The organism is Enterocloster sp. OA13, from assembly GCF_022440595.1.
GTDB classification, from domain to species: domain Bacteria; phylum Bacillota; class Clostridia; order Lachnospirales; family Lachnospiraceae; genus Enterocloster; species Enterocloster hominis.
Genome location: NZ_JAKNTF010000001.1, coordinates 6538614 through 6563727, shown reverse-complemented (window position 1 = coordinate 6563727; position 25114 = coordinate 6538614). Strand labels below are relative to the sequence as shown.

Genomic DNA, 25114 nt, shown 5'->3' with positions numbered 1-25114 from the left:
TAAGGTAATGGATAACCTCTACTTCTAATTTTCAATCTTTACCTCCATAGTATCCGACACCTCTAGTAATGCCATGTGGTTTTGCTTCTGCCCTGGATGTAACGGTATCATCTGATGAGGAATCAGATTCATCCTTCATGGCAGCGAGCAGGTTATTGATACTTTTGTAGCTGGGTTTTCCAGAATAAGTGAGTGCCTTTGTGCATGCCTGTTCCAGTTTTGCTGGCGAATACTTTTCTGCCAGTCTCAGCAGCCCCATACAGCTTCTGTAGGACTGCTGTTCAACCCTGTCGGGGGTAAGGATTCCATCGACAACCTTACTTGTGTTAATCCCAATCGAATCTGCCCATCTGCGGAAACGGCCGCCGTTCCATTCCAGATATTTCTGGTGGTCCTGCGGCATATGTTCCGTAACAGTGGAATACTGACCGCTTCGGCCATAGCGCCTGCGATGGGAGGCGATTCGATGGTGATTATAAAAAATTTCAATCGTTGTATCTGTTATACGCGCATCAACCTTATTTTTGATATACCGATAAGGCACGGAGTAGAACATCTTCTCTACTGCGATGTGATAGTTGAACTGCACGGTGGCTTGTTTCCACTCGGCAAGTTCAAAGGGTGTAGCAGGCAACGGAGCCAATGATGGCATTTCTTCCCCAAGAAATAAACTCAGCCTGCTACATTCCTTTTTCTGGAATTTACGGGCATTATAGGCATCCAGCTTTTCTCGGATTGCTGCATTTAACTCGAGCAAAGAGAAAAACTGTTCATTTCGAAGGGCTGCTGTAATCCATGTGGATATTTTACCAACAGATCCTTCAACATTCGGTTTATCCTGGGGTTTCCGGACTCTTGCCGGAACGATGGCAAGATTATAATGCTCTGCCATCTCATGATATGTGGTATTCAAAGCAATGGTATACCAGTCGCTCTTTGCATGATTTACTGCAGTTGTGTAGTTATCGGAGACCAGCATTGGTGTAACACCACCGAAAAACTCAAACATCTGGATGTGTGCTTTAATCCAGTTGTTTGTCTTTTCATCCATGTATGCCTTTACAAATGCATACTAGCTGTAGGTCAAAACCCCTACAAAAACCCATGCATCTGTGATCTCTTCGGTATCCGGATCCATGATGTGGGCAGGATCTCCTGCCCAGTCAAGTTCAATCTATTCACCGGGTTTCCGCTGGATATGCATGGTGGCTCTGCGCTTTTCCTCGTCCTTTTGGATGTAATAGCAGAACTGGGAATACATGAGTGGTTCTTCTCCGTTCATGCGGCATTCCTCACAGTATTCCACCCAGAGGAGCTTTTTGTTGACTCCGTTCCGTAACAGTTCTTTACGGATGTAGTCAAAGTCAGGCATCCGTCGCTTGGTGGCTGACTTATCCTTAGGAAACAAAAGTTCCTCAAGGGCACTGTCGGTCATGTCAAAATCCAATGGTCAGGAAAGATTTATTCCCGCAGCCTTTTTGGTGACTTTAGCGACAGTATTTCGGGACACTCCGCAACTGTGTGCCATGTTCCGATTACTGAATCCCAGGCTTTTTAAGCGAAGGATTTCACGATATTGGGTCATAGTGGTGACCTCCTTTATCTGTATTCACACAAAAGTGTGTATCTACAGTATAAAGGAAACTATATGTAATAGAGCCCAAAGTGGCTCTGAATTACCGGAATTTGCGGCTCCCATTCTCCGGAACAGTAGCTCTCAAAGTCCGGACAGGTGGCTCAAAGAACCCCGGAATAATCAGCCAGGACTGGGGCCAGATCCACTCCCAGCTGGAGATATATTTCGAGGAGCGTTTATCCTGATTAGTAAGCGTCAAATCCTGCGCCTACCTATAAATTAACGCCGCTAACAGATATCAGCGGCGTGGTTTTCTGTATTCAGCCGGTAACTCTTTTGCCCATGGCAATAAGTGGTTTAGCTTCGTAGAATCTATATTTCCTTTTTCGTCACAGAGTTTGGGAAGCTCTGTGAGTAAATGCTTAAAATAATAATAAGGTCTCAGGTTATTGAGCTTTGCGGTTTCCGAAATACTGTAGATGACAGCGCTTGCCTGCGCTCCCTGAATGGAATCGTGAAACACCCAGTTCTTTTTACCGATACAGAAAGTCCTGATGGAACGTTCACTTGCTGAATTATCAATGGGTACCTTCCCATCAGTCAGAAATACCTTCAGATACTTTTCCTGATTCAGGCTGTATTTCAGTCCTTCGGCTGTTTTCCCTTTGGGAGGTACGGCAGTTTTTTTAAGCTGGCTTTTTACCCACGCAAAATACTCCTCAACCAAAAGTTTGATTGAGTTCTGGCGTTCTTTGAGACGTTCCCCGGCTGTCAAATCCTTTAAGGCACCTTCCAGTTTATAGATCTGGGATATCCGCCTTAATGCCTGATAGGCAACCGAACGTCGTACCGCATCAGGATTGGATTTATCCGCTATCTTTATGGCATCGGCATAATCCCTTCTTGCATGTGCCCAGCAGTTGGCATTTATCAGTCCCCGAAGCTTTTTTTCTATCAAATGATACTGGGAAAGGCTATCGGTAACCAGAATTCCTTCGTAATTCTGATAGGATTGAAGCGGAAACACATGGTTCCTGCCTTTCTGGTATTCATAGATAACGATTGGGAACCCTGTATGGGATTCACCGGAGCGATGCACCCACATATAGCTTTTGCTTCCGGGGGCTCTGTCGTCGTTGATTACCTGGGGGGAGTCTCATCCGACTGTGTCACTGGAAGCTTTAACAGTTCCTGCTTGATGCCCCCCACCAGAGGCGCCAAGTACCTGCGGGAACTGTTTATCATCCAGTTTGACATGGTCTGCTTTGAAATGTTGACCCCGTTACGGGAGAATTCTTGTTCAATCCGATGCAGCGGAGCAGAATTCACATACTTTACATTTAGGATAGAAGCTGCAAGGGAAGGTGTTGCCATACTGCCACGGGACAGATCCTTTGGACGGTCACCACGCAGGAACTCATCCTGATGGTAACCATCGGTTCCCACAAAGACATCTACAGTGTGGATTTCTACAGTCCAGCTCTCAGGTTCGTGTCTTAAACGTTTGTAGGTTTCACTGGGCATCTGTTTCCAGTTGCCTTCAACGTAGGAAGCATCCAGTACCTCTTTAGATACCGTGTGGGTTGGTATGACATCTTCCGGGAAATCCTTTAAGTCCGCTTCCCGTTGCCCCTTAGATTTTTTCTTCTTTGCTTTTTTAGGGAGGATCTCATCAGGACCCGGCTCCTGTACAAGCGATTGTACAAGGCATCTGCTTCATCGAAAAAGATAACTGTCCCTCAATGGATGCCATTGTTTCCGTATGACGGCCAAAGCGTTGCTGGTTTGCAAGACGTACCTGCTCAATAAGCTTCTCGATGTATTCATTCAACGCATCAAGCTGTCCCTGCATACCGAGAATGATGGTAATCAACTCTTCACGGCTTAAGTTATTCAATTCACCCAGTGTATGCTTGCTGCCCATTAATCCGCTCCTTGTCCTTTACTGTCTCTGATCATACTACAGAATCAGTGAAATAGCGAATCGTAAGCATCCCGCCTTTTGGCAAAACGCCTATGCTTAAAACAGCGTTGCCTGCCCATATACAATGAGGGAATATAGAGTTTTCAAGGTTCAATTATTACTTACATCACACTTATACGGGCGGCAGACGTGCTTTCACAACATCTCAAAAAGTGCTTCCATAAGCAGATTTTATGCGATAAAACAACAGAAATTTTTCTCTGTTTTGCACAATACTTTTTAGAAAACCTTTGCCGGATGTACTTCCTTGATCTTCAAGTCAAGAGGATTAAGGCCCAGCATCAGGAGGCGGAACTGTTCTTCGGTGATATCTGCAGCTTCCTGTGTTGTCCTTGGCCATGTCAGGGAACCGTCCTCAAACCTTTTGTATAATAGCAGGAATCCTCCCCATCCAGAGAAGTCCCTTCATACGGTCTGAACGCCTTCCACAGAACAGAAAAAGGGTTCCTTTTTCAAACGCATTCAGGTTGTACTGTGAACCGATGACCTGGGCCAGTCCATCAATTCCTTTGCGCAGGTCAACAAAACCACATGCGAGTATCACGCGCCGGATTCCACCGGCGTCCTCAAGCATTGGACACCTCCTGCAGAAGTCTGGTAAGCAGCTTGTCGGAAACTTCGTTTGACACTGCCACAGTAGCATGGGAAGTTTTAATCACGACTGCGGGCTGGAAAAAAAAGGAATTTCCGGATTCTGTTGCGGTATCATGGGGACTTCAGCAAAGGTAACTGTTCTTTTTTCCTGCATTGCAGGAAGAAAAAGTACTTCCATCACTCAGTTGGCTGTAGACTTCTTTACGGACTCTCCTGAGCCAGTAGTAATAAGTTTTTTCCTGAACCCCGTTTTCTGCCATCCACTGCCTGGCTGACTGCCCATCGGGACGGCTTTGACACTGCTCGATAATCAGTTTCCATTGATTGAGGCGAACCTCATGAGTACAAGCATCCAACTTTACACCCTCCTTGAAAAAACTAGTAGTTTTTTTAGTTTTTTCAAGTTTGCCACAGAATCTAAAAAATATCTAGGCGTGAGATTTGACGCTTACCCTGATTATAAGCAGAAACGGGCTACCAAATCAGTTTTTCTTGACATGCCCAAAAACAGCATTATAATTCAGAAAAAGGGCAAGGCCCGGAAAAACGGCTTTGCCCTTTGGTAACCAATGACATATCTTGTATCAGTTTTTTGAGTTTACACAAAATTTGAAACAATCTCTTCAGGATTTTAGTCCAGCGCTCTGCACGGATCTGATGTGTAATCTTATCCATAAGATAACTCCTTTAAAAAACTTGTAGTTTTCTGGAGTTATTATCCCATGGATAAATAAAACTAGCACGGTACTAATTATTTACCGTATACTTTTATACAATCAAAATTTTAATTTAAAATAATTCTCTCTTCAACTTTTTTTACAAAAGCACGCTCTAACTCAACTGCCAATTTGCGATTAGACGCACTAATTGAATAGTACATTTTAAGCTTTGGTTCAGTGCCTGAAGGACGTATTACAACGGACCAATTTCCTTCTAAAGAAAACTTAAGTACATCAGATGACGGAAGATTAATAGCTTCTACACATCCACTACTATAATTAATCATCGATTTTTTATAATCACTTACTGCCAGAATTTTATGACCAAACAAATATTCAAGACAATTGTTCCTAAAATAGTTCATGATACCTTCCATTTTTTCCAATCCATATACTCCGTCAAATTCATAACTATGAAGTGTATTTAAACAATATCCATATCTCTTATAGAGTCCATCCAAAACCTCAATCAGATTCTTTCCTTGGCTTTTGTAATAAGCAATCATCTCGCAGATAGCCAATGCACCTCCCACACCATCCTTATCCCTTATATAACTACCAGTTAAATATCCATAACTCTCTTCAAAACCGAAAATAAATCGTTCCTCTTCGCCCTTTTCCTCCAATAATCCAATCTGTTCGCCTATAAATTTAAATCCTGTTAAAACATCTACTACACAAACACCATAATCTTCAGCAATTCGAGTTGCCATATCAATACTAACAATTGATTTTATTATTATAGGAAACTGAGGCATTTTATTTATCTCAATACGGCGTTTACATATATAATCCAGCAAAAGCATTCCCACTTCATTACCACTGAGTAGTATATAGCGATTATTAAATCTCACTGCAATTCCAATACGATCACAATCAGGATCAGTAGCCAAAAGCAAATCACTTTTTAGTTTTTTTGCATCACGTAAGCCTAATTCTAGAGCCTCCTTAACTTCTGGATTGGGATATGGACAAGTGAGGAATCTTCCATCTGGATATTTCTGTTCTTGAACTACAGAAACATTAGTAAAACCGCTTTCCATCAAACATCTTGTAACGCATTTTAAGCCTGTTCCATTTAACGGCGTGTATACAATAGATAAAGATTTATTTATCTCTTTATTACAATATAAAGATTGTGAAGAAACTGCCTTAATAAATGAGTCTACAATTGTCTCATCAATATAAGATATCTCTCCAGACTTTACTCCCTCCTGAAAAGGAAGCTTTTTTATATCATCGAATATATCAATAGCCTCAATCTCTGTGACAATCGCTTTTGCAGCATGTATCGTAATCTGGCATCCATCCGGACCATATATTTTGTATCCATTATATTTTGACGAATTATGGCTTGCTGTAATTACCACTCCCCCCGAACATTTTAAATATCTAATAGCATACGAAAGACAAGGTGTTGGCATTAACTCATGATATATATGTACCCGTATTCCATTAGCTACTAATACTTCAGCTACAACTTTGGCAAATTCATCTGACTTTATTCGGCTATCAAAAGCAATTGCCACAGAAGGATTTAAAAAATTTTTCAGTAAGTAATTAGCATATCCTTGAGACACTTTTGCGACTGTATATACATTTATGCGATTTGTACCTACCCCAATCACTCCTCGAAGGCCACCAGTTCCAAATTCTAGCTCTTTATAAAAACAATCTTCAATCTGATTCCAATCCATTCCTATAGATTGAAGTTCCCTAATCAAATCTTTATCATCAATCCTTTCTATCCATTGTTCCCATCTTTTCTTAATCAATGTGTCCATTCTAAAATTGTGTAATGTATTTATGATAAATACATATACTACTCCTTTTTTCTGTATTATAAATTCATTACTGTATTGTGTTTTCTTCAAAAACTTTTAAATTTAGCAAATCTTTATTAATAAAATATTCTCTTCTGTTATTAACTAACGCATCTATATATTATTTAGCGCTGATATTTATACACTCTATATGTCATATTACTCCCGGTTTTATTTGTTGCCTCAAATAGTACCTTCTGATTGTCAAAATCAATTTCACTAAAAAGCATTTTACATGGTACCTTAATACTACCCCCCCAACCTACAATAAACCCATCATTTGATAATTTTGTGGCTGACCCCATTATTTCACTTTGCGGTATTTTATATTCATATGTATTAAAATCCCCTAATTCTAATTCCCTTTCATCCAATTTGTATTCTACTATCCTCGGATAGCCAGTTCCATTCCCCACATATTCACTTTTTTCTGTAACCATATAGTTTGTAGAATTGTCAAAAACCGTCAATGTTCCATCTTCTGTGAATCTAGCAAAATGTTGCCTGGCCGTTTTCTGATTTTCTGTTAAACCAAACATGTCCATTTTTCCACCTAACACCCACTCTATATTACCTGTCTTCCTATTAATTTCAACTATTGAATCTGTATTACGCATAGATATAACTAAATTGTTATCATTAGGACAAATATCTATACTATTTACATGTATATAGTCACACCAATCACCTTCTGAAAAATCATATTTGTTTCCTTCAACGCTCATTCCATAAAGTTCTGGATAGTCAGTACTCCTCCATTCAAAAATCACTTTTTCGTCTTTTACTTCCTGTATTAAAGCAGACATCACACGAGATGGAAACTGCCCTCTACTTTTAAATTCTTGAGGTATATTATATACATATGTTGGTACATAAGATAACGTAATGTAGTGATCCCTATCAAACAAAAGAAATTCGTGACTATCCAACGCTGTATTTGTAAACTTGCCAAAATCATCTAAGGTTCCATAAATTTCCTTTATCACTTGATAGTTGCTATCCATAATAACCTGCTTACATTCAGTTAAAGAACTGCTTACTACCAATAAACGTTGATCCTCATTTGCATAGGGTGTTCTATATCCATAGTATAATTCTCCACTTTCCGTTTCGAATGGACGAAAATCATACAAATTATCCTCACAGTATTTGTAGTACATTATCTCAGAATCAGTATTCATCTTTGCAATCCAATCTAAGGTTGGTTCAAAGTAATAATACCCGTCATCTGCTCCATTATTAACAGTAATAATCTCTGGAAAGCCTTGGTTTAAACACCTGACATATTGCCTTGTTACTTCTTCAGTTTTAATATTACAAAATTCAATCGGAATACCTACTGACTTTTTTAATCCACCGCTTCCGTCAATTTTAACTTCAATCGTTCCATCACTTTCAACCTCTTGTCCATTTACCTTTATCGTATAACCTGAAAAGGCATTAAACTTAAAATAATTAGGTGCATCCGCCGCCATCGACATTGGCTCAATCCATGTCTCATCTTTATTTGGATACAACGTTAGATAGTATCCATTAATAGACAGACCTATTTCTTCTGACGTTTCATCTATTTCGGTGATAGCCATATATTGAGATATAGGTTGACTCGTGTCAAATTTTGCATTCAAATTGGTACAACCACATAATATCATAACGCTCAGAAATATTATAATTTTATATCTTAATTCCATTCAGCCTCTTACAATCCAAACATCCGCCTAATAGATTATTGGATTTTTCCTTTCTCCCTAATAAGGTTAATATATTGCTATTACTCTACAATATTTCTATCTATTCTTTTTCTGTAGAAAGATAGTCTAATGCCTTAATTCAATAATCCCAAGGCTATCATGTAGATTATGAATGTAAAAAAAATCTATAGATGCCTCTTCTTATTACATCTGGCATTAAAGTGATTACCCCCCTTACTATCATATTGTATACATATTCCTTTTTCGATAAAAATCCCATCCTATAAAATCTATTTTCCACATTGATAACTTGTTTAAGATATCTTATCCCTCCTCGTCTTTTGCTCATACCATTACCAACTCGCGCAAAAACCAAAACATCTTCTATATTTTTAGCTTTACACTTATTTTGTAGCATCTTAACCCATAAAAAATAGTCCTCAAAACCTTTTATATCTTCATAACTCCCCACTTCTATAACTTTGCTTTTTTTATACATAACAGCCATATGGTTAATTGGATTACGTTTATGGGCATACTTAAAAATTTCACTATGAGTACCTGGAACCTTTCTGTACGCAATAACATCTTCAGGATTCATATCAAATTCGGCTATATAACCACTACAAAAGTCTAACAGCTCATCCTCCTCGAATTGCTGTATCTGCCTCTCCATTCTATTAGGGCATGAAATATCATCGCTATCCATTCTAGCAATCAGCTCATTACTACACTGTTTGACACCTTCCCTTAAAGCAAGACCTAATCCTATATTCCGAGGCAAACGTATTATTTTAAAAAACGTTTTATATTTATAATTATATAAATCTAATATATAATTTAAATCAAAGGTTAGTGGTCCATCACAGACTATTATAAATTCGTCTGCACTTACAGTTTGGTTTAAAATGCTTTCGATTGCCAACTTTAAAAATTGGGGTTGCTCCTTGGCATAAACCGACATCAACACAGAATATGGTTTCATCTATTTGCACCTCCCCTATCCAACTTCTTTGCATAACCTTTCTCTATTACTTCTAATAGTACTTGAGTAAACTATAATATACCAAAAAAATGGTTGTCGGTAATTCACTAAGAAGAAACTTTCAACTAAAATTGCCCCAACTGCAATTAATATCCTCTTATCACATGCTCTAATATTTTTTATAATCCACAACATCAATATCGCAGCAGGAACTACACCATAACAAAACCATATCTCAAAAAAGCTTGAATGAATTTCATGTGTAAATTCCATAACAAATACACCTGGGCTAATTTTATATACAAAATCACCTAAAGGAAACCTTTCAAACCCGCCTTCACCTGCACCATATAATAGATACTGAGGATACTGTACTAAACGTTCTGCACTTCTATCATATAAAAGGTCTGCCAAATTACCATGAGAAAACTTCCATATCTTTTGTTGAATCCTTGATAGTAAAGTATAACCACTTTGGGTAATATCAAAATTCTTTGCCGGCCATATTATATATAATACTAAACATATCGTTAAAATGCCTATTAAAAAAAAGAGATTCCAAAGCCTTTTGTTTGATGAAACTTTATATTTCAGAACAATCTTTTGCATTACATATAATAAGCCAAAAGTAAAAACTCCCAAAAACATACCAGTTGACTTTGTCACATAAATTACAAAAATAGATAGAAGAAAAAAAATGCCAAACTCGAATCCCCCGCTATAGCATTGGCATATGAATAAAAAAAGAAGCATGGTAAAGATAAAAAAAGCACATTGATTGGGGTCGTTAAACGTCCCCATAAACCTTCCTCCCCCCCAACCCTCATGATAGTAGCGTCCTAAACCTAAGCAATAAATCATAACTTGCAAAATAATATTAATCTTACATACTTTTGCTATCCTATTAAAAAACTGTTTACCAGCCAATTTACGAAATGTCCAAATCGCAATAGTACAATATAGCCAATACACAATATACTTTAGAAACTCTAGATTTTTAGTACCTACAAAATAAGAACCATTTATAATAATAACAAAAACTATAAATGCATACCAGTATAAATCGTAGGGATATAATATTGTTTCCTTTTTAATTATTGTACTAATCACAAATACAATAATAGCAGAGAATATTAAAAAAACATCACCAATACCAATAGAACCAGAGGGCAATAGATAGAACTGCTTCAAAAAAACAAACATGCAAAAAAGTATTTCTGCATAAAACAAATATTTATTATTACTTTTCTCATTCATACGCCTTTTCCTCTATATAGAATCACTGATTCATTTTTTTCCGTTATATTGACAAATTAACAGCCACCAGTCAGACCTGTCGTTTAAAATCAGCTCCCAAAAAGGGGTAATTACTACTCGCCCATAAGGACGATATCGCTACACTTAATTATACATAATCCATGCACACTACTCCTGTTATAATCTCTACATTTTTATACTTATATAATGTTACGATTACATTGAGCCTCTCCATTCCACCTAATGCCTAACTATTATATATCAGACTCATTAGACCTCCCTGTGGGTTTCCTGTTAATATCAGGAACCGCTTCTTCTTATCAACATATATGCATTTTAGGACTTGCTTCGTAGCCCTAACGCTCAAAAAAATGATTCCTAACATCTGTTCATAACTAAAATAAACTAAGTATCCTTTATGTCTCCTTCCAGAATACATTAGGATGATACCCTCCTCATCAGAAGTTTAAATATATCTTCCTCTCTCTAGTGTCATCATTGTGGCTAATTCCAATGCACGCAAGGACCTCTTCATAACTTTATCAAGCATTTTAGAAATTCCAGCTAACGCTTCTCCTCTTAACCATATATTTTTTTATATATTTCTGTCTCAATAATCGCGCATGATACCTAAATGAGTCCAGTTCCCATATTGCTCTAATTATATCTTCTCATTCTTCATCTTAAATATCCAGTTTAAGTTCCCTGTCTCGCTATTACTCGTTTTATCGTTATCTCTTTTATATAAATCTTCATTATCACATTTTCCAATTACACAATCCTCCCCAGAATAACCGGGGAGGATTAGTACTTTCATTTATTATATCTGGAATATCAATTTCATACTGGGATAAATTTTTTTATAAAAATCCACCCAAAACATAATCACCAAAACAATTATATGGTAAACGTTTCAGCATCCTCGTCTGAAATTTTATCTCCCATTTGTATTTCCAAGACATCCATGTCAGTTATAGCCTTAATCGTGTGCTTTACTCCAGCCGGCATTTCCACCACCGCCCCAGCTCCTATTGGCCTCTTTCGCTCTCCTAAAACCACGACGCCCTCACCTTTTAAAATCGTCCAGACTTCATCTCGATTATGATGGCAATGATAACTCATAAATCGACCCGCATTAATATGTAACTTTACTGTCATCGCATACTTTTCTACACTAAGAACCCTAAAATCCCCCCAAGATTTTTCTTCAAACATAACACGTTGATCTATTTTTTCTACATAAGGCTTTATGAAAGAACTTGCATTTTTATCACTTATAATAATACCATCAGCCGAAGCTGCTATAATTGTATCTTTAATTCCCGCAACCAACACAGGTATATCCAACTCATTAATAACATTAACATTTTCACAATTCTCTACCAAAAGAACATTTCCTAAAGCCGAACTACTCATCTCCTCAGCAAGCGTATTCCATGTGCCCACATCTTTCCACTCGCCTTGAAATGATATACAACCTATGTTCTTCTCTTTTTCTACTACCGCATAATCAAAAGAGAGTTTAGGAAGTTCATGATAATGTTCATATAAGTAATCATATGCTATATCATCTACATACTCAGAAAGAATATCTAAAATGTAACCTATTTTAAAAGCAAAAACCCCACTGTTCCACATTGCCCCCTGTGAAATCAAGGTTTTTGCATCCTCTAAACATGGCTTTTCCTTAAAAGATTTAACTTTTCTAACCTTTCCTGCTCCTAATTCAGGAAGGATATATCCATACTTTTCACTAGGATATGTTGGGCTGATTCCCATTAATACAAGATTATTATCTCCAGTAATCACAGCCTCTTCCAAATCATGAAATTTACAAAAATATTGATTATCTGTATACGGATCTACAGGTCCCACAATGACGGCACTTTCCCTAGACAAATTTCTTTTTTCTTTTAAATATACTATAGCAAGTGCAATAGCTGGAAATGTGTCTCTTCTCATAGGTTCAATACATATATCAATATCTTGTCCTAATTGATTAATTATTGCGCTTTTCTGCTGGACACCTGTTGTAATAGTTATATTCGCTTCTGGCTCCACGGTTCGTATCTGCCTACAAACACGTTGAGTCATAGACTCATACTGCCCATTCTCTGCCTCGAACAACTTCAAAAATTGTTTTGATCTAACCTCGTTAGAAAGTGGCCAAAGCCTTTTCCCTGACCCCCCAGATAATAATATAATATTCATAGCTTACTCCTCCAAAAAGGCAGTCAATTTTTTCTTAATGTTCAAAACAGTTAAACCTAATTGCATGTCCTTATCCCTCTTGCTCCCATAAGAACGCAATACCTGACGAGGTACACCAATCTCATCAATAGTAACACACATTCCTTTAGTTGCTTTTATGATATCTGTCGAAAAAGTACCCTCATAAAATGGCTCACATATAAATAGTTTTCCATTTTCTATATTATTTTGCAATGTCACAACATCAAAGGGCGCTGCAGTCGTATAATATAATATTGTTACATCTAAATCTTTACATGCTTCCATAACTGAGTCAAACATCTCGGCAAAGACAAGCACAGTTGCCCTTTTCCCTTTTTTTACCAAAGTCGCCTTTCCAAATTCAACTGGAACATCTATCTGATTACAATAATCAGTCATTCTAAAATACGATGGCCTATCATTCATACTACATCTAGAAAATAATGTCTCAAATTGTTTTGGAGTTCCAGGAACTAGAATCTCCATCCCAGGTAATGTTTTTAATGTTTCTACATCTTCTGGACAGTAATGAGAATATCCCAATTTAGAAAAATCATACGAAGCACCAGTGGTAATAAAATTCCCCCCTACATTCTGATAGACAAAGTTTAATTTCAATTGTTCTAAGGAACGTTGTACAATAAACGGTGAAATTCCATATATTGTTGGTATCATACCAGATAGTGACAACCCAGATGCTATACTGACAGTTCCTGGTTCGAATATTCCAATATTTTTAACTTGATTTGGATGCTCTTCCATAAACTTTTTAAATCCAAATGCGCCAATATCAATTAAAAGTAATATAGCTTTTTCGTTATCCAGAATCATGTTTGAAACACATGACTTCATTGCTTTTCTCAAAATTTTTCTCCTCTAAATCAATCTTCGTTTTTTTACTTGATACCATCCCACTATACCAATTAGCAATTTAAAAAGATTATTATCAATCATATTTTCAAATTCTTTTACTGATACTAATTGGGTCCGAATTAATTCTGTTTTATCAAAATTTGTGCCATCTCTTTTATTACATCTAGCAAAATACAAATCACACTTTGCAGAAGAAATTCCTTGATTCATATAGTATTCACCAAGATATATCAGTTCCTCAGCTATAAAACCAGTTTCCTCTCGCAACTCCCGTTGCGCAGCGCTAATGCTATCTTCTCCTTCATCAATTCCCCCTGCAGGAAATTCATATAACCATTTATCCAATGTATATCTATACTGTTCTATTATCACTACCTTCTCTTCAAACAGAGGAATTACACAAACACTATCTCGGTTAATAACATAAGTATAAGGTTCTTCTTGACCATCTATTAAAAATGTTTCTTTCACGACTGTTACTCGACCTATTTCATGAACCTCTGAATCTATTACATCATATGGAGAATTTTTCCTATTCAAAAGCATCAACTTCTTCCTTCAATTTTTTTAATTCTTCCTTATTCGGAGCCCTATGAAACCATGTGTTATCCATCATAATGGTTTTAGAGCCATATCCTCGTATTGTATTTGCAACAATTGCCCTCGGTTTTTCTGTCCTTACCTTTGTAAATGCCTGAAAAAGTGCTTCCTCACTATGACCATCCACGTCCTCAACCTCAAAACCAAACGTCTCAAGTTTTTGAGTAAAACTCCCAATATCTAACATTTCTTTAAGAGAATGATTATCATCAACAATCATAGTCAGATTATTTAACTTTTCACTACCTGCAAACAACGCAGCCTCCCACATTGTCCCCTCGTTCATTTCACCATCTCCGACCAAAACGTATGTCTGATTAGAACGTTTCTGCAACTTATTCCCCCATGCCACTCCAACTGCAATAGGAAAGCCATGTCCTAAACTACCTGCTGATACCTCTATTCCTGGTACCTTTGTTCTATCTGCCTGCATACTGATTATTGAATCATATTGACAAGCACCTTTCAATTCTTCTATTGGAAAGAAACCTTTTTTTGCTAGAATTGCTAACACGCCCATGGTAGATTGTCCTTTACTCAGCACAAAAAAGTCGCGTTCAGAAGCGTTCATATTTTGGGGTGTAATATCCAAAATACGGCTATATAAAACATTTATAATTTCAACTGATGAAAAAATACTCTGCAAGTTTGCATCTTGACCATAATAGGCTATATCAAGAATTAGTTTGCGTAAATCTTTTAATTCCTCAGTCATTCTTTTCCTCCTGAATCATTCTAGTGATTTCATCTGCTTCATTACGAGCTAAAGTATATTTACTCTCGTCCTTAATACTATCTAGCGCTCTATTCAATTGCATTATATCAGTGATTCCTTTATTTGTAAAATACCAACTATAAACAGAATTCATATCTTTACTTGCAGTTAAATAATATGGATGGGTATAACCCCAGAAATACTGTTTAAAAATAGGTTGAATATAATCTTGATAGACCTTTAAAATAGCTGCTATATCATATGCTTTATCCTCCCTATTCACATAATCCATTATTAACTCAACTGGTACATTTCCTGCACCTCTTCCCATACCATAGATACTCCCATCCACAAATACAGTTCTTGAAGTATTTGCTTTTAAGAATTCAATCACATTTGCAAATCCCATTTGGATATTATTATGAGCATGAAAACCAAACTCAATCTTTTCATCCAACTTATCTAATACTACTTGAGCAAAAGAACGTACTTCCTCAGGAAACATGTTACTAAAACTATCAACAATATAAAATGCACTTGGTTGTACCTTATTTATAGCTAATATCATATCCTCCAACTCTTTTCTGGAGTACATAAATGTAGCCATGGCCTGTAAAAAAACCTCATACCCCTTCTCCTTCAATTCTTCCGCATATTTTAATGCTTCAGATAACTCATTCTTGAAATAAGCAATTCTAATGATGTCAACAGTTTTTTTACTTCTCACCGGTATTTCAAAATTATCAGATTCGCTTTTAGTTATCATAACAGCATATTGGCAATCATCTCTTCTATTACTTAACAAGACCTCTGCTTGATTAAAAGAAGAAAATTTAGTACTTTTCCCTGGAATACCACCTTGCCCCATAATACCTATTTCAATATATCTTACACCACTAGTATATAAGCCATCAATAACCTTAATAGCCGTTTCAGTATCAAACTCCCAGTTATTAACATATCCGCCATCTCTTAATGTACAATCTAATATTTTCACTCTGTCATTTAACATTCTTTGTATCTCCTTATCATCATAATTGCTTCCTATTATTATCCATATACCCCAACTCTTTATTCCACTTTTCTCTAATTTTTTCTCTTGCTTTGGAATCAGTTAACTCAACACCATCCTTTGCCAAACCTTTAAAAATTCTATAAAAAGCGCTAAATGTTTGGTTGTTCGCTTTCTTTAATACTTGCACTATAAAACTCACGTAACTCATACCACAAACCAAACCCTGACATGCTGCCAAAGTATATACATCACGTATTATTTCTAACCCTAACAAATAATGGTGATTCTCCCGTTCCTTTTCAATAAAGCAATTCATTACTGTACCATTTGATCGAATAACATCATCGTAATATACTAATTTAGAGCCAAATTTCTCTTTAAACTGCTCCAACATTTCCTGATCATCCGTAGCTAAAAAGATTAAATCCGCATTTATTTTGTTGGCTAAAAGTTCTGTCTTATCTATATAATCTTCCGATGTAATAATAGTAGGATGATTTTTATATCCAATTTTTGTATCCGCGCCACGTGCATGAACTCCAAGTACAACCTTTTTATTCTGAAAAAGAGTATTGATTTGATAAGTAAAAGACTTTTCAATTTCTGGATGTAAATGGATATACTTTCTCTGTATCCGGGCAAATTTTTCAATATCTTTCGTTGAAAATTGATAATCAATCGGGCCACCTACATGAAATACCTCATCATAGCCAAATTCCGGATTATTCCAATCATAGACTACACAACTACTTTTGTGGGCATCTTTCAAGCTTATTCCACAAGGTTGCTCAAAATAGTACTCAAAAATACTTGTTGCACCATTGACAGGATGGTCTTCCTGATAGAACTCACTCTCATTCCAATCAATGACGTGATAGAACCCCATTTTATCAGAAAATGAGAGTCTATTAAGAAAGTATACCCATAAAGCGCAAAATCCCCCGTGATGAGACTGGTTCTCTAGAAGCATTATGATTTTCCCTTTGTTTAAAGGTCCCAATACATGTACTGGCATATTGATAATAGGATGATTATTCCCTCTTCTTACTTCCGATTCCGTTGGATTCCTATATTGAGATATATACTTTCTAAAATTAGGATTCCACATCCTTCTTATAATTTTACAATAGCAAAAGAAAAAACCTGTACTTTTGAAATGTTTTCTAATCCAATTACAAAATGGCACATATACCGGCCTAAATAAACGTATAAACCATAGGATTCTTTTCTTAATTTCCATAATACTTCTCCATATCGTTTGTTCCTTATTTCCACCACTTTACTGGCTTAACTAGCATTTCCGCTTCGAACTCATCGCGATCAATAAAGGGGTACATATCTTCGAGAGGCATAGCCATTCTTGTACCATCGCTCAATCTCATCTGAGCTTTAGATATAGGATTCACTTCTTCCTTCCAACATCTTACATCACATATAGCTGGCCCCATGTGATTAAACATCTGTTGCATGCAGTCTTCTAATTCCTCCAAATTACTTGCTGCATGATAAGAAATATCATATGCTTTAGATATTTTTTCTAAATCAGGAAAAGCTGTTCCGCTTGCAGCATCAACACCTACAAATCTCCCCTTAAAAATAGATTTTTGATGCCCCCGAATAGTTCCATACCCACCATTATTCCATACAAAAATTTTTATAGGCAAATTCTGCGTTACAATTGTCTGAAGTTCTTGAATATTCATTTGAAGGCTGCCATCTCCGACAATACAGATTACTTCATTGCAATCTTTAGCAATGGATGCACCTATAGATGCTGGGATAGCATATCCCATCTCACATTGAGATGCACTCCCCAAATATCTCTGTTTACTATTTGTGTAATTTAATGCCTGCATAGGAATCTCAGTTGTTGCGCCTGCATCAGTAACTACAACACTATCCTCTGCTAAATAGTGATTCAATACACCAATAAAACCAAATTTGCTAATTGCATCTTTATCATTATTATGTTCCTCGGTAATCATTGGCCATTTGCGCTTCCAATAAAGACACTTTTCTCTCCAAGCTGAAATATCTTTTAAATTCAATTTAGGTAATGACCCTAAAAAACATTTTGCATCAGCATTTATAACTTTATCAATATGGACGGTACCCTTCCTATGTTCATTTTCATCAATATCTACAACAATAAAATTTTTTGCCCCTCTCAAGAATAAATCATAACTATATCCCGTTGTCATCATAGACAATCTACTTCCAATACATAAAACCACATCTGCATTTTGAATAGCAAAATTTCCTGCCCGCGTCCCTCTCGTATCCGCCAAGCCGATATGTAACTCTCTGTTTCTGGGATAAATATCCCACCCCATTCTCGTCCCAACCATAGGAATTTGATTCTTTTCAATAAAATCAATTAAATCATTACAAGCTCCCGCCAAACGGACTCCTTGCCCAACAATCACCATTGGACGTTCTGCCGATTCTAAAGCTTTAACTACATATTCAACTTCCTCTGCTGTACAATTCATTTTATAGTTCTTTTCGGGAATATAATGTTGTGATTTGCTTATATCTATCTCCGCTTCTTGTATATCCATAGGAATATCTAGCCATACAGGACCAGGATTTCCATTTTTAGCCATATATAATGCTTTTTCAACACAATAGACTACATCCTCAGGATTCATTATAGTTACTGCATATTTAGTAATAGACTCTACAATCGATACTATATCAGCTTCCTGAAGCCCAATCTGACGAACGGGAGATTTCGATATACACATCATCTCATTTCTATTACATTGTCCCGAAACATATATGACCGGTACATGATCCTGCCATGCATGTAACACACCTGTAATTGTATTAGTACCACCACATCCTGTTGTAACATAGCAACATCCATAACCCTCCTTCATTTGAGAATAAGATATTGCTGCCATAGATGCAGCTTGCTCATGTAAACATGGAATCGGCCTAATTTTAGGGTGACAAGCAATTCCATCCGTCAGAAACATAAGCCCACCGCCAGTAACAATAAAAATCTCTTCAATTCCGACATTATACAATTTTGACGCTAAATAATCTGCAACCCGCATAATTCAATCCTCCTTTAGCACATTAATACATCTGCTGTCTTTTATAACTCCATATATCCATATATCCTGTATTTGTATTTAGAGAATCTATTTGATTCATATCTCCTTCATTTATGAAGATATCAAAAATAAAGTTATTATTTATAATATGTTCTTTAGTTTTTGAACGAGTCAATGGAATAAAACCTTTTTGGATACTCCATTTTAATGCAAGCTGACCAATATCCATATTATAAGATTGCGCCATCTTTAAGTATACATCTTTATTCAGAATACCTCGTCCCATAGGTGACCAGGCCTCAATAATCATTCCATGATTTCGAGAAAACTCTACTAAACCATATTGCTGATATCCTGGATGTATCTCCAATTGATGAATTTGTGGCATCACTTTACAGTTTGCATATATATCTAGCAAGTGCCGTTCCAAAAAATTACATACTCCAAGTATTTTTATTTTCTTTTCATTATATAGTTTTTCAAAAGCTTTCCAAGTTTCAATGTTTTTTGCATGATATGTTTTTTCATTTCCTCTACTAACTGGCCAATGAATAAAATAAGCATCAACATACTCAGTATTCAGTAGTTCCAGGGACTGCTCAAAATCAGCAAGCGTCTCATCATATCCAGAAACATTGGGACTTAGTTTTGTTTGAATTATATAATCTGATCGTTTACTACCATTTTCTTTATAAGCTCTACTAAGAGCTTTGCCGACTGCTGCCTCACTACCATAGACTCTTGCTGTATCAATTAGCCTATATCCATTACATAACGCAGTAAAAACAGCATCCTCAGCAGCATCTCCCAAATCAGCCGTTCCAAATCCTATGTTTGGTAATTCCAACATCAATGCTTGCCCTCCTCTATGCTCCTCTTTCATTTATTAATTATTAAGATAGGCATTGTATAACTCTTTTAATCCATCCTCTAACGAAACTTTGGGAGACCAGCCCAGTCTATATATTGCTGAGGAGTCGAGCATACGTCTTGGCATGCCATCTGGTCTTGTTAAATCGCATATAATATCTCCCGAAAATCCAACCACCTGCTTAATCATCTGGGAAAGTTCCATTATCGATACTTCTTCACCTGTTCCAATATTAATTGTTTTTTCATCTGAATAGTAATTCATCAAATAAAGGCTCGCATTAGCGATATCTGTCGTATTTATAAACTCACGTCTTGCTTTCCCGGTTCCCCATAGAACCACCTGCTTTTCTCCATTAATCTTAGCTTTATGATATTTTAAAAGTAATGCCGGAATCACATGCGATTTATTCTGGTCAAAACAATCCCCTATCCCATAGGCATTCGCAGGAATAGCTGATATAAAATTTTTTCCATATTGTTTATATAAATAGCTACACAAACGGGTACCACAGATTTTCGCTAGTGCATAACCTTCGTTTGTCACCTCTGGATAGCCTGAAAGAACAGATGTCTCTTTCATTGGTTGCTCGCAATCCTTAGGGTACATACATGCACTACCTAGATACAACAACTTTTTAACGTTGATTTTGTGTGCTGACCATATAAGATTATTAGCTATCTGCATATTTTCATAATAAAAATCTGCTGGTGCATCGCTATTTGCTTTAATACCTCCAACTAATCCGGCAGCAATAAATACATACTCTGGCCTTTCCTGAGCAAAAAATCCTTCCACTTCCATTTGTCGCGTCAAATCTAATTCCTTATGAGTTCTTAATATAAGATTTTCGTAGCCTTCAGTTTTCAAAACACGGACTATCGCACTACCAACCAGACCAGTGTGACCTGCAATATATATTTTAGCTGTTTTTTCCATAGCATCACATCCATTTCTTAATAACATTCTGCAATACATCATAAAAATAGTCAATTTCAGCAAAGTTATTTTTACTATGATTACCCACAAAAAAACCGTTGAAGTGAATATCATCAGCATTTATTAACGGCTCCGGTATTTCATAATCCATATATTCAATCACCTTATTTCGGGTAAAATTACCAGCTACAATAGGTCTTGTTTCAATCCCTTTTCTGGCAAATTCCTTAACAATTTCATTTCTTTTCCCTAGTAACTGCTTTTCCAAAATCAGTGCAAATCCAAACCAAGATGAACTTCCAATTTCCTTTTGTGTCCTTATACCATTAATCTGCTCCATCTTAGTCTTAAAATACTTTGCATTTTCTCTTCTTTGTGCAATCATGTAATCCATCTTCTTTAACTGTTCTATCCCTATTGCGCCCTCCATCTCTAATGGTCGAAGATTATATCCCGGAACAATAAAATTAAAACTCTCATAAAAAGAATCATCCTTCTTTTCATAAATAATACTATCATTTGGAAGATTTCTTGTCCAACCATGTGCCCTTATTGCCAACATATATTCGTACAATTCCTTATCGTCAGTAACTACAACTCCACCCTCCATTGTGCATATATGATGTGAATAAAAAGATGAATATGTTCCCAATAGTCCAAAGGTTCCTAGTTGTCTTCCATTATATTGAGCACCTAATGATTCACAATTATCTTCAATGATAATTATATCCCTACTTTTACAAATTTCAAATATCTTATCAAAATCATTTGGATTGCCTAATAGATTAACCAAAAATATCATTTTAGTCTTGTCAGTAATGCATTTTTTCAATGACTCAATATTTATATTCAATGTATTTGAATCAATATCAGCAAAAACGACTTTCATGCCATACTGTTCTAGCGGTGCATACGTTGTACTCCACGAAACTGCAGGTACAATAACTTCGCTTCCACGAGGGAGTCTTTTAGAATAAACTAACGCTGCAACTGCGAGCAAATTGGCAGTGGATCCTGAACTTACCATAACCGCATATTTCGCCCCAAATTTATCTGCGAATGACCGCTCAAACTCTTTTACATTTTCTCCCATAGTATACATATTAGAATTAATCACACGCTGAATTGCATTTATCTCCTCTTCACCCCAAGGATTGTCACAAAGTTTAAATTCCATTTATTTAGCCCTCTTTTCTTGCAATTTCTAAATCATGCTTTACCATTATTTCAATTAATTGTTCATAGCTTGTTTTTTGAGGATTCCATCCCAAGACAGTTCTTGCTTTTGTGGGATCCCCCCACAAATTGTCCACATCTGTAGGTCTAAACCACCGTTTATCAACTTCAACTAATATCTTGCCACTTTTCTTATCATGTCCTTTTTCATCTATACCCTTACCACTCCATTCAATATCAATTCCAGCAACCCGAAAGGCTCTTTCCACGAAATCCCTAACTGTATGCTGTTCTCCCGTTGCAATCACAAAATCCTCTGGGTTATCCTGCTGGAGCATCAACCACATACATTCTACATAATCTTTTGCATATCCCCAATCCCTTAACGAGTCTAAATTCCCTAAATACAATTTATCCTGCAGTTTGTTTGCTATTCTCGCAACTGCAAGGGAAATTTTTCTTGTCACAAAATTTTCTCCTCTTCTTTCTGATTCATGGTTAAAAAGGATTCCATTTACAGCAAACATCCCATAAGCTTCTCTATATTCCTTGACAATCCAAAAACCATACTGTTTAGCTACTGCATATGGACTGTAAGGATGGAAAGGTGTGGTTTCTCTTTGGGGAACCTCTTCTACTTTTCCAAAAAGTTCTGAAGTTGATGCCTGGTATATTCGACACGTTTTTTCCATACCAAGTATTCTTACAGATTCCAAAATACGTAAAACCCCTAAGGCATCAACATCCCCCGAATATTCAGGGGCATCAAAGCTAACCTGAACATGACTTTGTGCCGCAAGATTATAAATCTCACTTGGCTTTACCTGATTAATAATTCTAATAAGACTACTAGTATCAGTCAAATCTCCATCATGCAGTGTAATGGCCTTCTTTTCTAATAAAAGGTCAATTCTACTAGTATTAGAAATTGAGGCTCTCCTTATTATACCATGCACCTCATATCCCTTTTCTACCAAAAACTCTGCCAAAAAACTACCATCTTGTCCTGTTATACCAGTGATAAGCGCAACTTTCATCTTCTATCCTTCCTTTTTACAATTTGTTTTCTAACTCTTGATTCCAAATTTTTTCAATACTTCTAATTGCCTTAGGGTCAGTGAGATTTAATCCTTTTTTTCGTAATTCTGTTTTAATACAATATACTATTTCAAAATCACAATCCATTGATTTTTTCACAATCTGGACCATATAACTCACATACGAAGCACTACACACTAATCCTTGGCAAGTAGCCATAGTATATACATCTCTAATAATTTCCTTTCCCAATTTGTAATGGTGCAAAGGCCGGCTGTTTTCACCATAACAACTCATTCTTAATCCATTAGAGCGTTCTACATCCTGATAGTATAAGAGATTGTCTCCAAACTCTTCTATAAATCGCTTCAGAATATTATTATCATCCGTTGCCAAAAAAATCTTTTCTGCCTGTATAGTGTCCATTTCTCTTCTGGCGTTCTCTATATAACCCTCTACTTTTACTGGTATCGGATGATTATTATAGGGAACATTAGCATCCGCACCTCTGGCATGTACTGCAAGTGTCTTTTTTCCATTTATCAGATTAACTATATCCATACTTATTTCATTCTTCAAATGTTCATTTAATCTAATATACTTTTTCTGAATTTCGGCAAAACTAATAATATCCTGATCAGTAATAATATAATCATCATTTCGGCCCGGGGCAAAAAAATCATAATATCCATAGTCAATAGTATTATAATCAAAAATAACATTTTGACTTTCTACAGCATCTTCCACTGAAATATTTGCTGGTTGCTCAAAAAAGTATTCAAAAATATTATTATTTTCTAATTCGCTTTCTTTATAAAACTGACTATCAGTCCAATTTATACAATGCTTGAATCCCATCTTATCAGAAAACGAAAGCCGATTTAACCAATATACCCATTCAGCGCAAAAGCCACCAGAACCAGAATCTCTTTCTAAATACATAATTATTTTTTTTGCATTAAGCGTGCCCAAAGTACTAACTGTTAAATTTCGTGTAACACACTTTATTTCTCCAACAGTCGGGGCCGGTATATATCTCGCTACATACTGCTGAAACTCCTTTGTCCTTCCTCTTAATAGTATTTTTAAAAGACATCCCCAAAACGGCTTATCTTTTGCCCATTGCCGTATACTGACCAGATGGTGCTTAAAAATATTATGCAAATAACGTTTTATTGCCACATCTTCCTCCCTCACCAAGCCGTTTTTAATGCCCCATCTCTTTCATATATGCATTACAAACTAAATTAACCTCTCCCTGCATTCTTTCATTTCCTTTATCAATCCAAAGTGCATGATCGCATACTTCCTTGACCGACTCTATGGAATGTGATACATACAGTAAAGTCGTTCCCCGCTTTCTCATATCACTCATTCTTCTTTCACATTTTTGCTGAAATGCGTAATCTCCAACGGCTAAAACTTCGTCACAAATTAGAATATCAGGGCGAACTACTGTCGCAATCGCAAATCCCAGCCTTGCAGCCATACCCGATGAATAGTTTTTTATAGGCATATCCAAAAATCCGCGCAACTCCGCAAAATCTACGATTTCATCAAAATGATTCGACATAAACCTTTTATCATAACCAAGCACTGCCCCATTTAAAAAGATATTCTCTCTCGCTGTTAAATCGCCATCAAATCCAGCTCCAAGTTCAATCAAAGGGGCTACTGTGCCGTTCATAACTACAGTTCCTTTATATGGTTTCAAAATACCACAAATTAATTTAAGTAATGTTGACTTTCCAGACCCATTAGTACCAATTATTCCCCAAGACTCCCCCTTTTTTACTTTAAAACTTATTTCTTTTAATGCCAGAAACTCCTTAAACATTAACTCACGCTTAACAAACTTTACAAAATATTCCTTTAAATTATCTATTCGCTCTGAGGCCATATTAAAACGGACTGTCGCATGATCCACAACCACTGCATACTCTTGTATATTTTCTACCATGTGT

General features: G+C 36.4%; 20 protein-coding genes and 3 pseudogenes. All 23 read right to left on the bottom strand.

Annotated elements, in window-relative coordinates; translation table 11 throughout:
• Window positions 1-31 precede the first annotated feature (31 nt).
• Window positions 32-1585: pseudogene (istA, locus tag MCJ35_RS29430) on the bottom strand (IS21 family transposase).
• A gap of 289 nt (window positions 1586-1874) precedes the next feature.
• A pseudogene (gene tnpC, locus MCJ35_RS29420) lies at window positions 1875-2950 on the bottom strand (IS66 family transposase).
• Between the two features lie 298 nt (window positions 2951-3248).
• Window positions 3249-3500, bottom strand: coding sequence for a transposase (locus MCJ35_RS29415; protein ID WP_240299745.1), 252 nt, complete (start codon window positions 3498-3500; stop codon window positions 3249-3251).
• A gap of 279 nt (window positions 3501-3779) precedes the next feature.
• Window positions 3780-4134 (bottom strand): annotated as a pseudogene (gene tnpB, locus MCJ35_RS32420) (IS66 family insertion sequence element accessory protein TnpB).
• A 142-nt stretch (window positions 4135-4276) separates the two neighbouring features.
• A complete protein-coding gene (locus MCJ35_RS29405; RefSeq protein ID WP_240299744.1) occupies window positions 4277-4510 on the bottom strand; it encodes a hypothetical protein in 234 nt (77 codons plus the stop codon).
• A 157-nt stretch (window positions 4511-4667) separates the two neighbouring features.
• Window positions 4668-4829: a hypothetical protein gene (locus MCJ35_RS29400; RefSeq protein WP_155858424.1), complete on the bottom strand. Its 162-nt coding sequence runs from the start codon at window positions 4827-4829 to the stop codon at window positions 4668-4670.
• A 109-nt stretch (window positions 4830-4938) separates the two neighbouring features.
• Window positions 4939-6657, bottom strand: coding sequence for a phospho-sugar mutase (locus MCJ35_RS29395; RefSeq protein ID WP_025483930.1), 1719 nt, complete (start codon window positions 6655-6657; stop codon window positions 4939-4941).
• A gap of 164 nt (window positions 6658-6821) precedes the next feature.
• A complete protein-coding gene (locus tag MCJ35_RS29390; protein ID WP_025483931.1) occupies window positions 6822-8387 on the bottom strand; it encodes an aryl-sulfate sulfotransferase in 1566 nt (521 codons plus the stop codon).
• A 166-nt stretch (window positions 8388-8553) separates the two neighbouring features.
• Window positions 8554-9372, bottom strand: coding sequence for a glycosyltransferase (locus tag MCJ35_RS29385; protein ID WP_025483932.1), 819 nt, complete (start codon window positions 9370-9372; stop codon window positions 8554-8556).
• 15 nt (window positions 9373-9387) lie between these two features.
• The gene (locus tag MCJ35_RS29380) at window positions 9388-10629 is read right to left on the bottom strand and encodes a hypothetical protein (protein ID WP_240299743.1); all 1242 of its coding nucleotides are present in this window, start codon (window positions 10627-10629) and stop codon (window positions 9388-9390) included.
• Between the two features lie 897 nt (window positions 10630-11526).
• A complete protein-coding gene (locus tag MCJ35_RS29375) occupies window positions 11527-12840 on the bottom strand; it encodes a sugar phosphate nucleotidyltransferase (protein WP_025483935.1) in 1314 nt (437 codons plus the stop codon).
• 3 nt (window positions 12841-12843) lie between these two features.
• Window positions 12844-13725, bottom strand: a complete 882-nt coding sequence (locus MCJ35_RS29370) for a transketolase family protein (RefSeq protein WP_025483936.1) — start codon at window positions 13723-13725, stop codon at window positions 12844-12846.
• Between the two features lie 12 nt (window positions 13726-13737).
• Window positions 13738-14280: an NUDIX domain-containing protein gene (locus MCJ35_RS29365; protein WP_025483937.1), complete on the bottom strand. Its 543-nt coding sequence runs from the start codon at window positions 14278-14280 to the stop codon at window positions 13738-13740.
• On the bottom strand, window positions 14267-15049 hold the full coding sequence (locus tag MCJ35_RS29360) for a transketolase (RefSeq protein WP_025483938.1): 783 nt from the start codon (window positions 15047-15049) through the stop codon (window positions 14267-14269). Before MCJ35_RS29360 ends, MCJ35_RS29365 begins: the two co-directional genes overlap by 14 nt.
• The gene (locus MCJ35_RS29355; RefSeq protein ID WP_025483939.1) at window positions 15042-16061 is read right to left on the bottom strand and encodes an aldolase catalytic domain-containing protein; all 1020 of its coding nucleotides are present in this window, start codon (window positions 16059-16061) and stop codon (window positions 15042-15044) included. Before MCJ35_RS29355 ends, MCJ35_RS29360 begins: the two co-directional genes overlap by 8 nt.
• A 19-nt stretch (window positions 16062-16080) precedes the next feature.
• Window positions 16081-17304 carry an O-fucosyltransferase family protein gene (locus tag MCJ35_RS29350; protein ID WP_025483940.1) on the bottom strand — a complete coding sequence of 408 codons (1224 nt, stop codon included), beginning with the start codon at window positions 17302-17304 and terminating at the stop codon, window positions 16081-16083.
• Between the two features lie 25 nt (window positions 17305-17329).
• Window positions 17330-19126, bottom strand: a complete 1797-nt coding sequence (locus tag MCJ35_RS29345; RefSeq protein WP_025483941.1) for a thiamine pyrophosphate-binding protein — start codon at window positions 19124-19126, stop codon at window positions 17330-17332.
• Window positions 19127-19148: 22 nt separating this feature from the next.
• Complete coding sequence (locus MCJ35_RS29340; protein ID WP_034576843.1) at window positions 19149-19976, bottom strand: aldo/keto reductase; 828 nt, start codon at window positions 19974-19976, stop codon at window positions 19149-19151.
• A 36-nt stretch (window positions 19977-20012) separates the two neighbouring features.
• Complete coding sequence (locus MCJ35_RS29335) at window positions 20013-20936, bottom strand: GDP-L-fucose synthase family protein (RefSeq protein ID WP_025483943.1); 924 nt, start codon at window positions 20934-20936, stop codon at window positions 20013-20015.
• A 4-nt stretch (window positions 20937-20940) separates the two neighbouring features.
• A complete protein-coding gene (locus MCJ35_RS29330; protein ID WP_025483945.1) occupies window positions 20941-22113 on the bottom strand; it encodes a DegT/DnrJ/EryC1/StrS family aminotransferase in 1173 nt (390 codons plus the stop codon).
• Between the two features lie 4 nt (window positions 22114-22117).
• A complete protein-coding gene (gene gmd, locus MCJ35_RS29325) occupies window positions 22118-23149 on the bottom strand; it encodes a GDP-mannose 4,6-dehydratase (protein WP_025483946.1) in 1032 nt (343 codons plus the stop codon).
• Between the two features lie 16 nt (window positions 23150-23165).
• Window positions 23166-24332, bottom strand: coding sequence for an O-fucosyltransferase family protein (locus MCJ35_RS29320; RefSeq protein ID WP_025483947.1), 1167 nt, complete (start codon window positions 24330-24332; stop codon window positions 23166-23168).
• A 25-nt stretch (window positions 24333-24357) separates the two neighbouring features.
• On the bottom strand, window positions 24358-25110 hold the full coding sequence (locus MCJ35_RS29315; protein WP_240299742.1) for an ABC transporter ATP-binding protein: 753 nt from the start codon (window positions 25108-25110) through the stop codon (window positions 24358-24360).
• Between the last annotated feature and the right edge of the window lie 4 nt (window positions 25111-25114).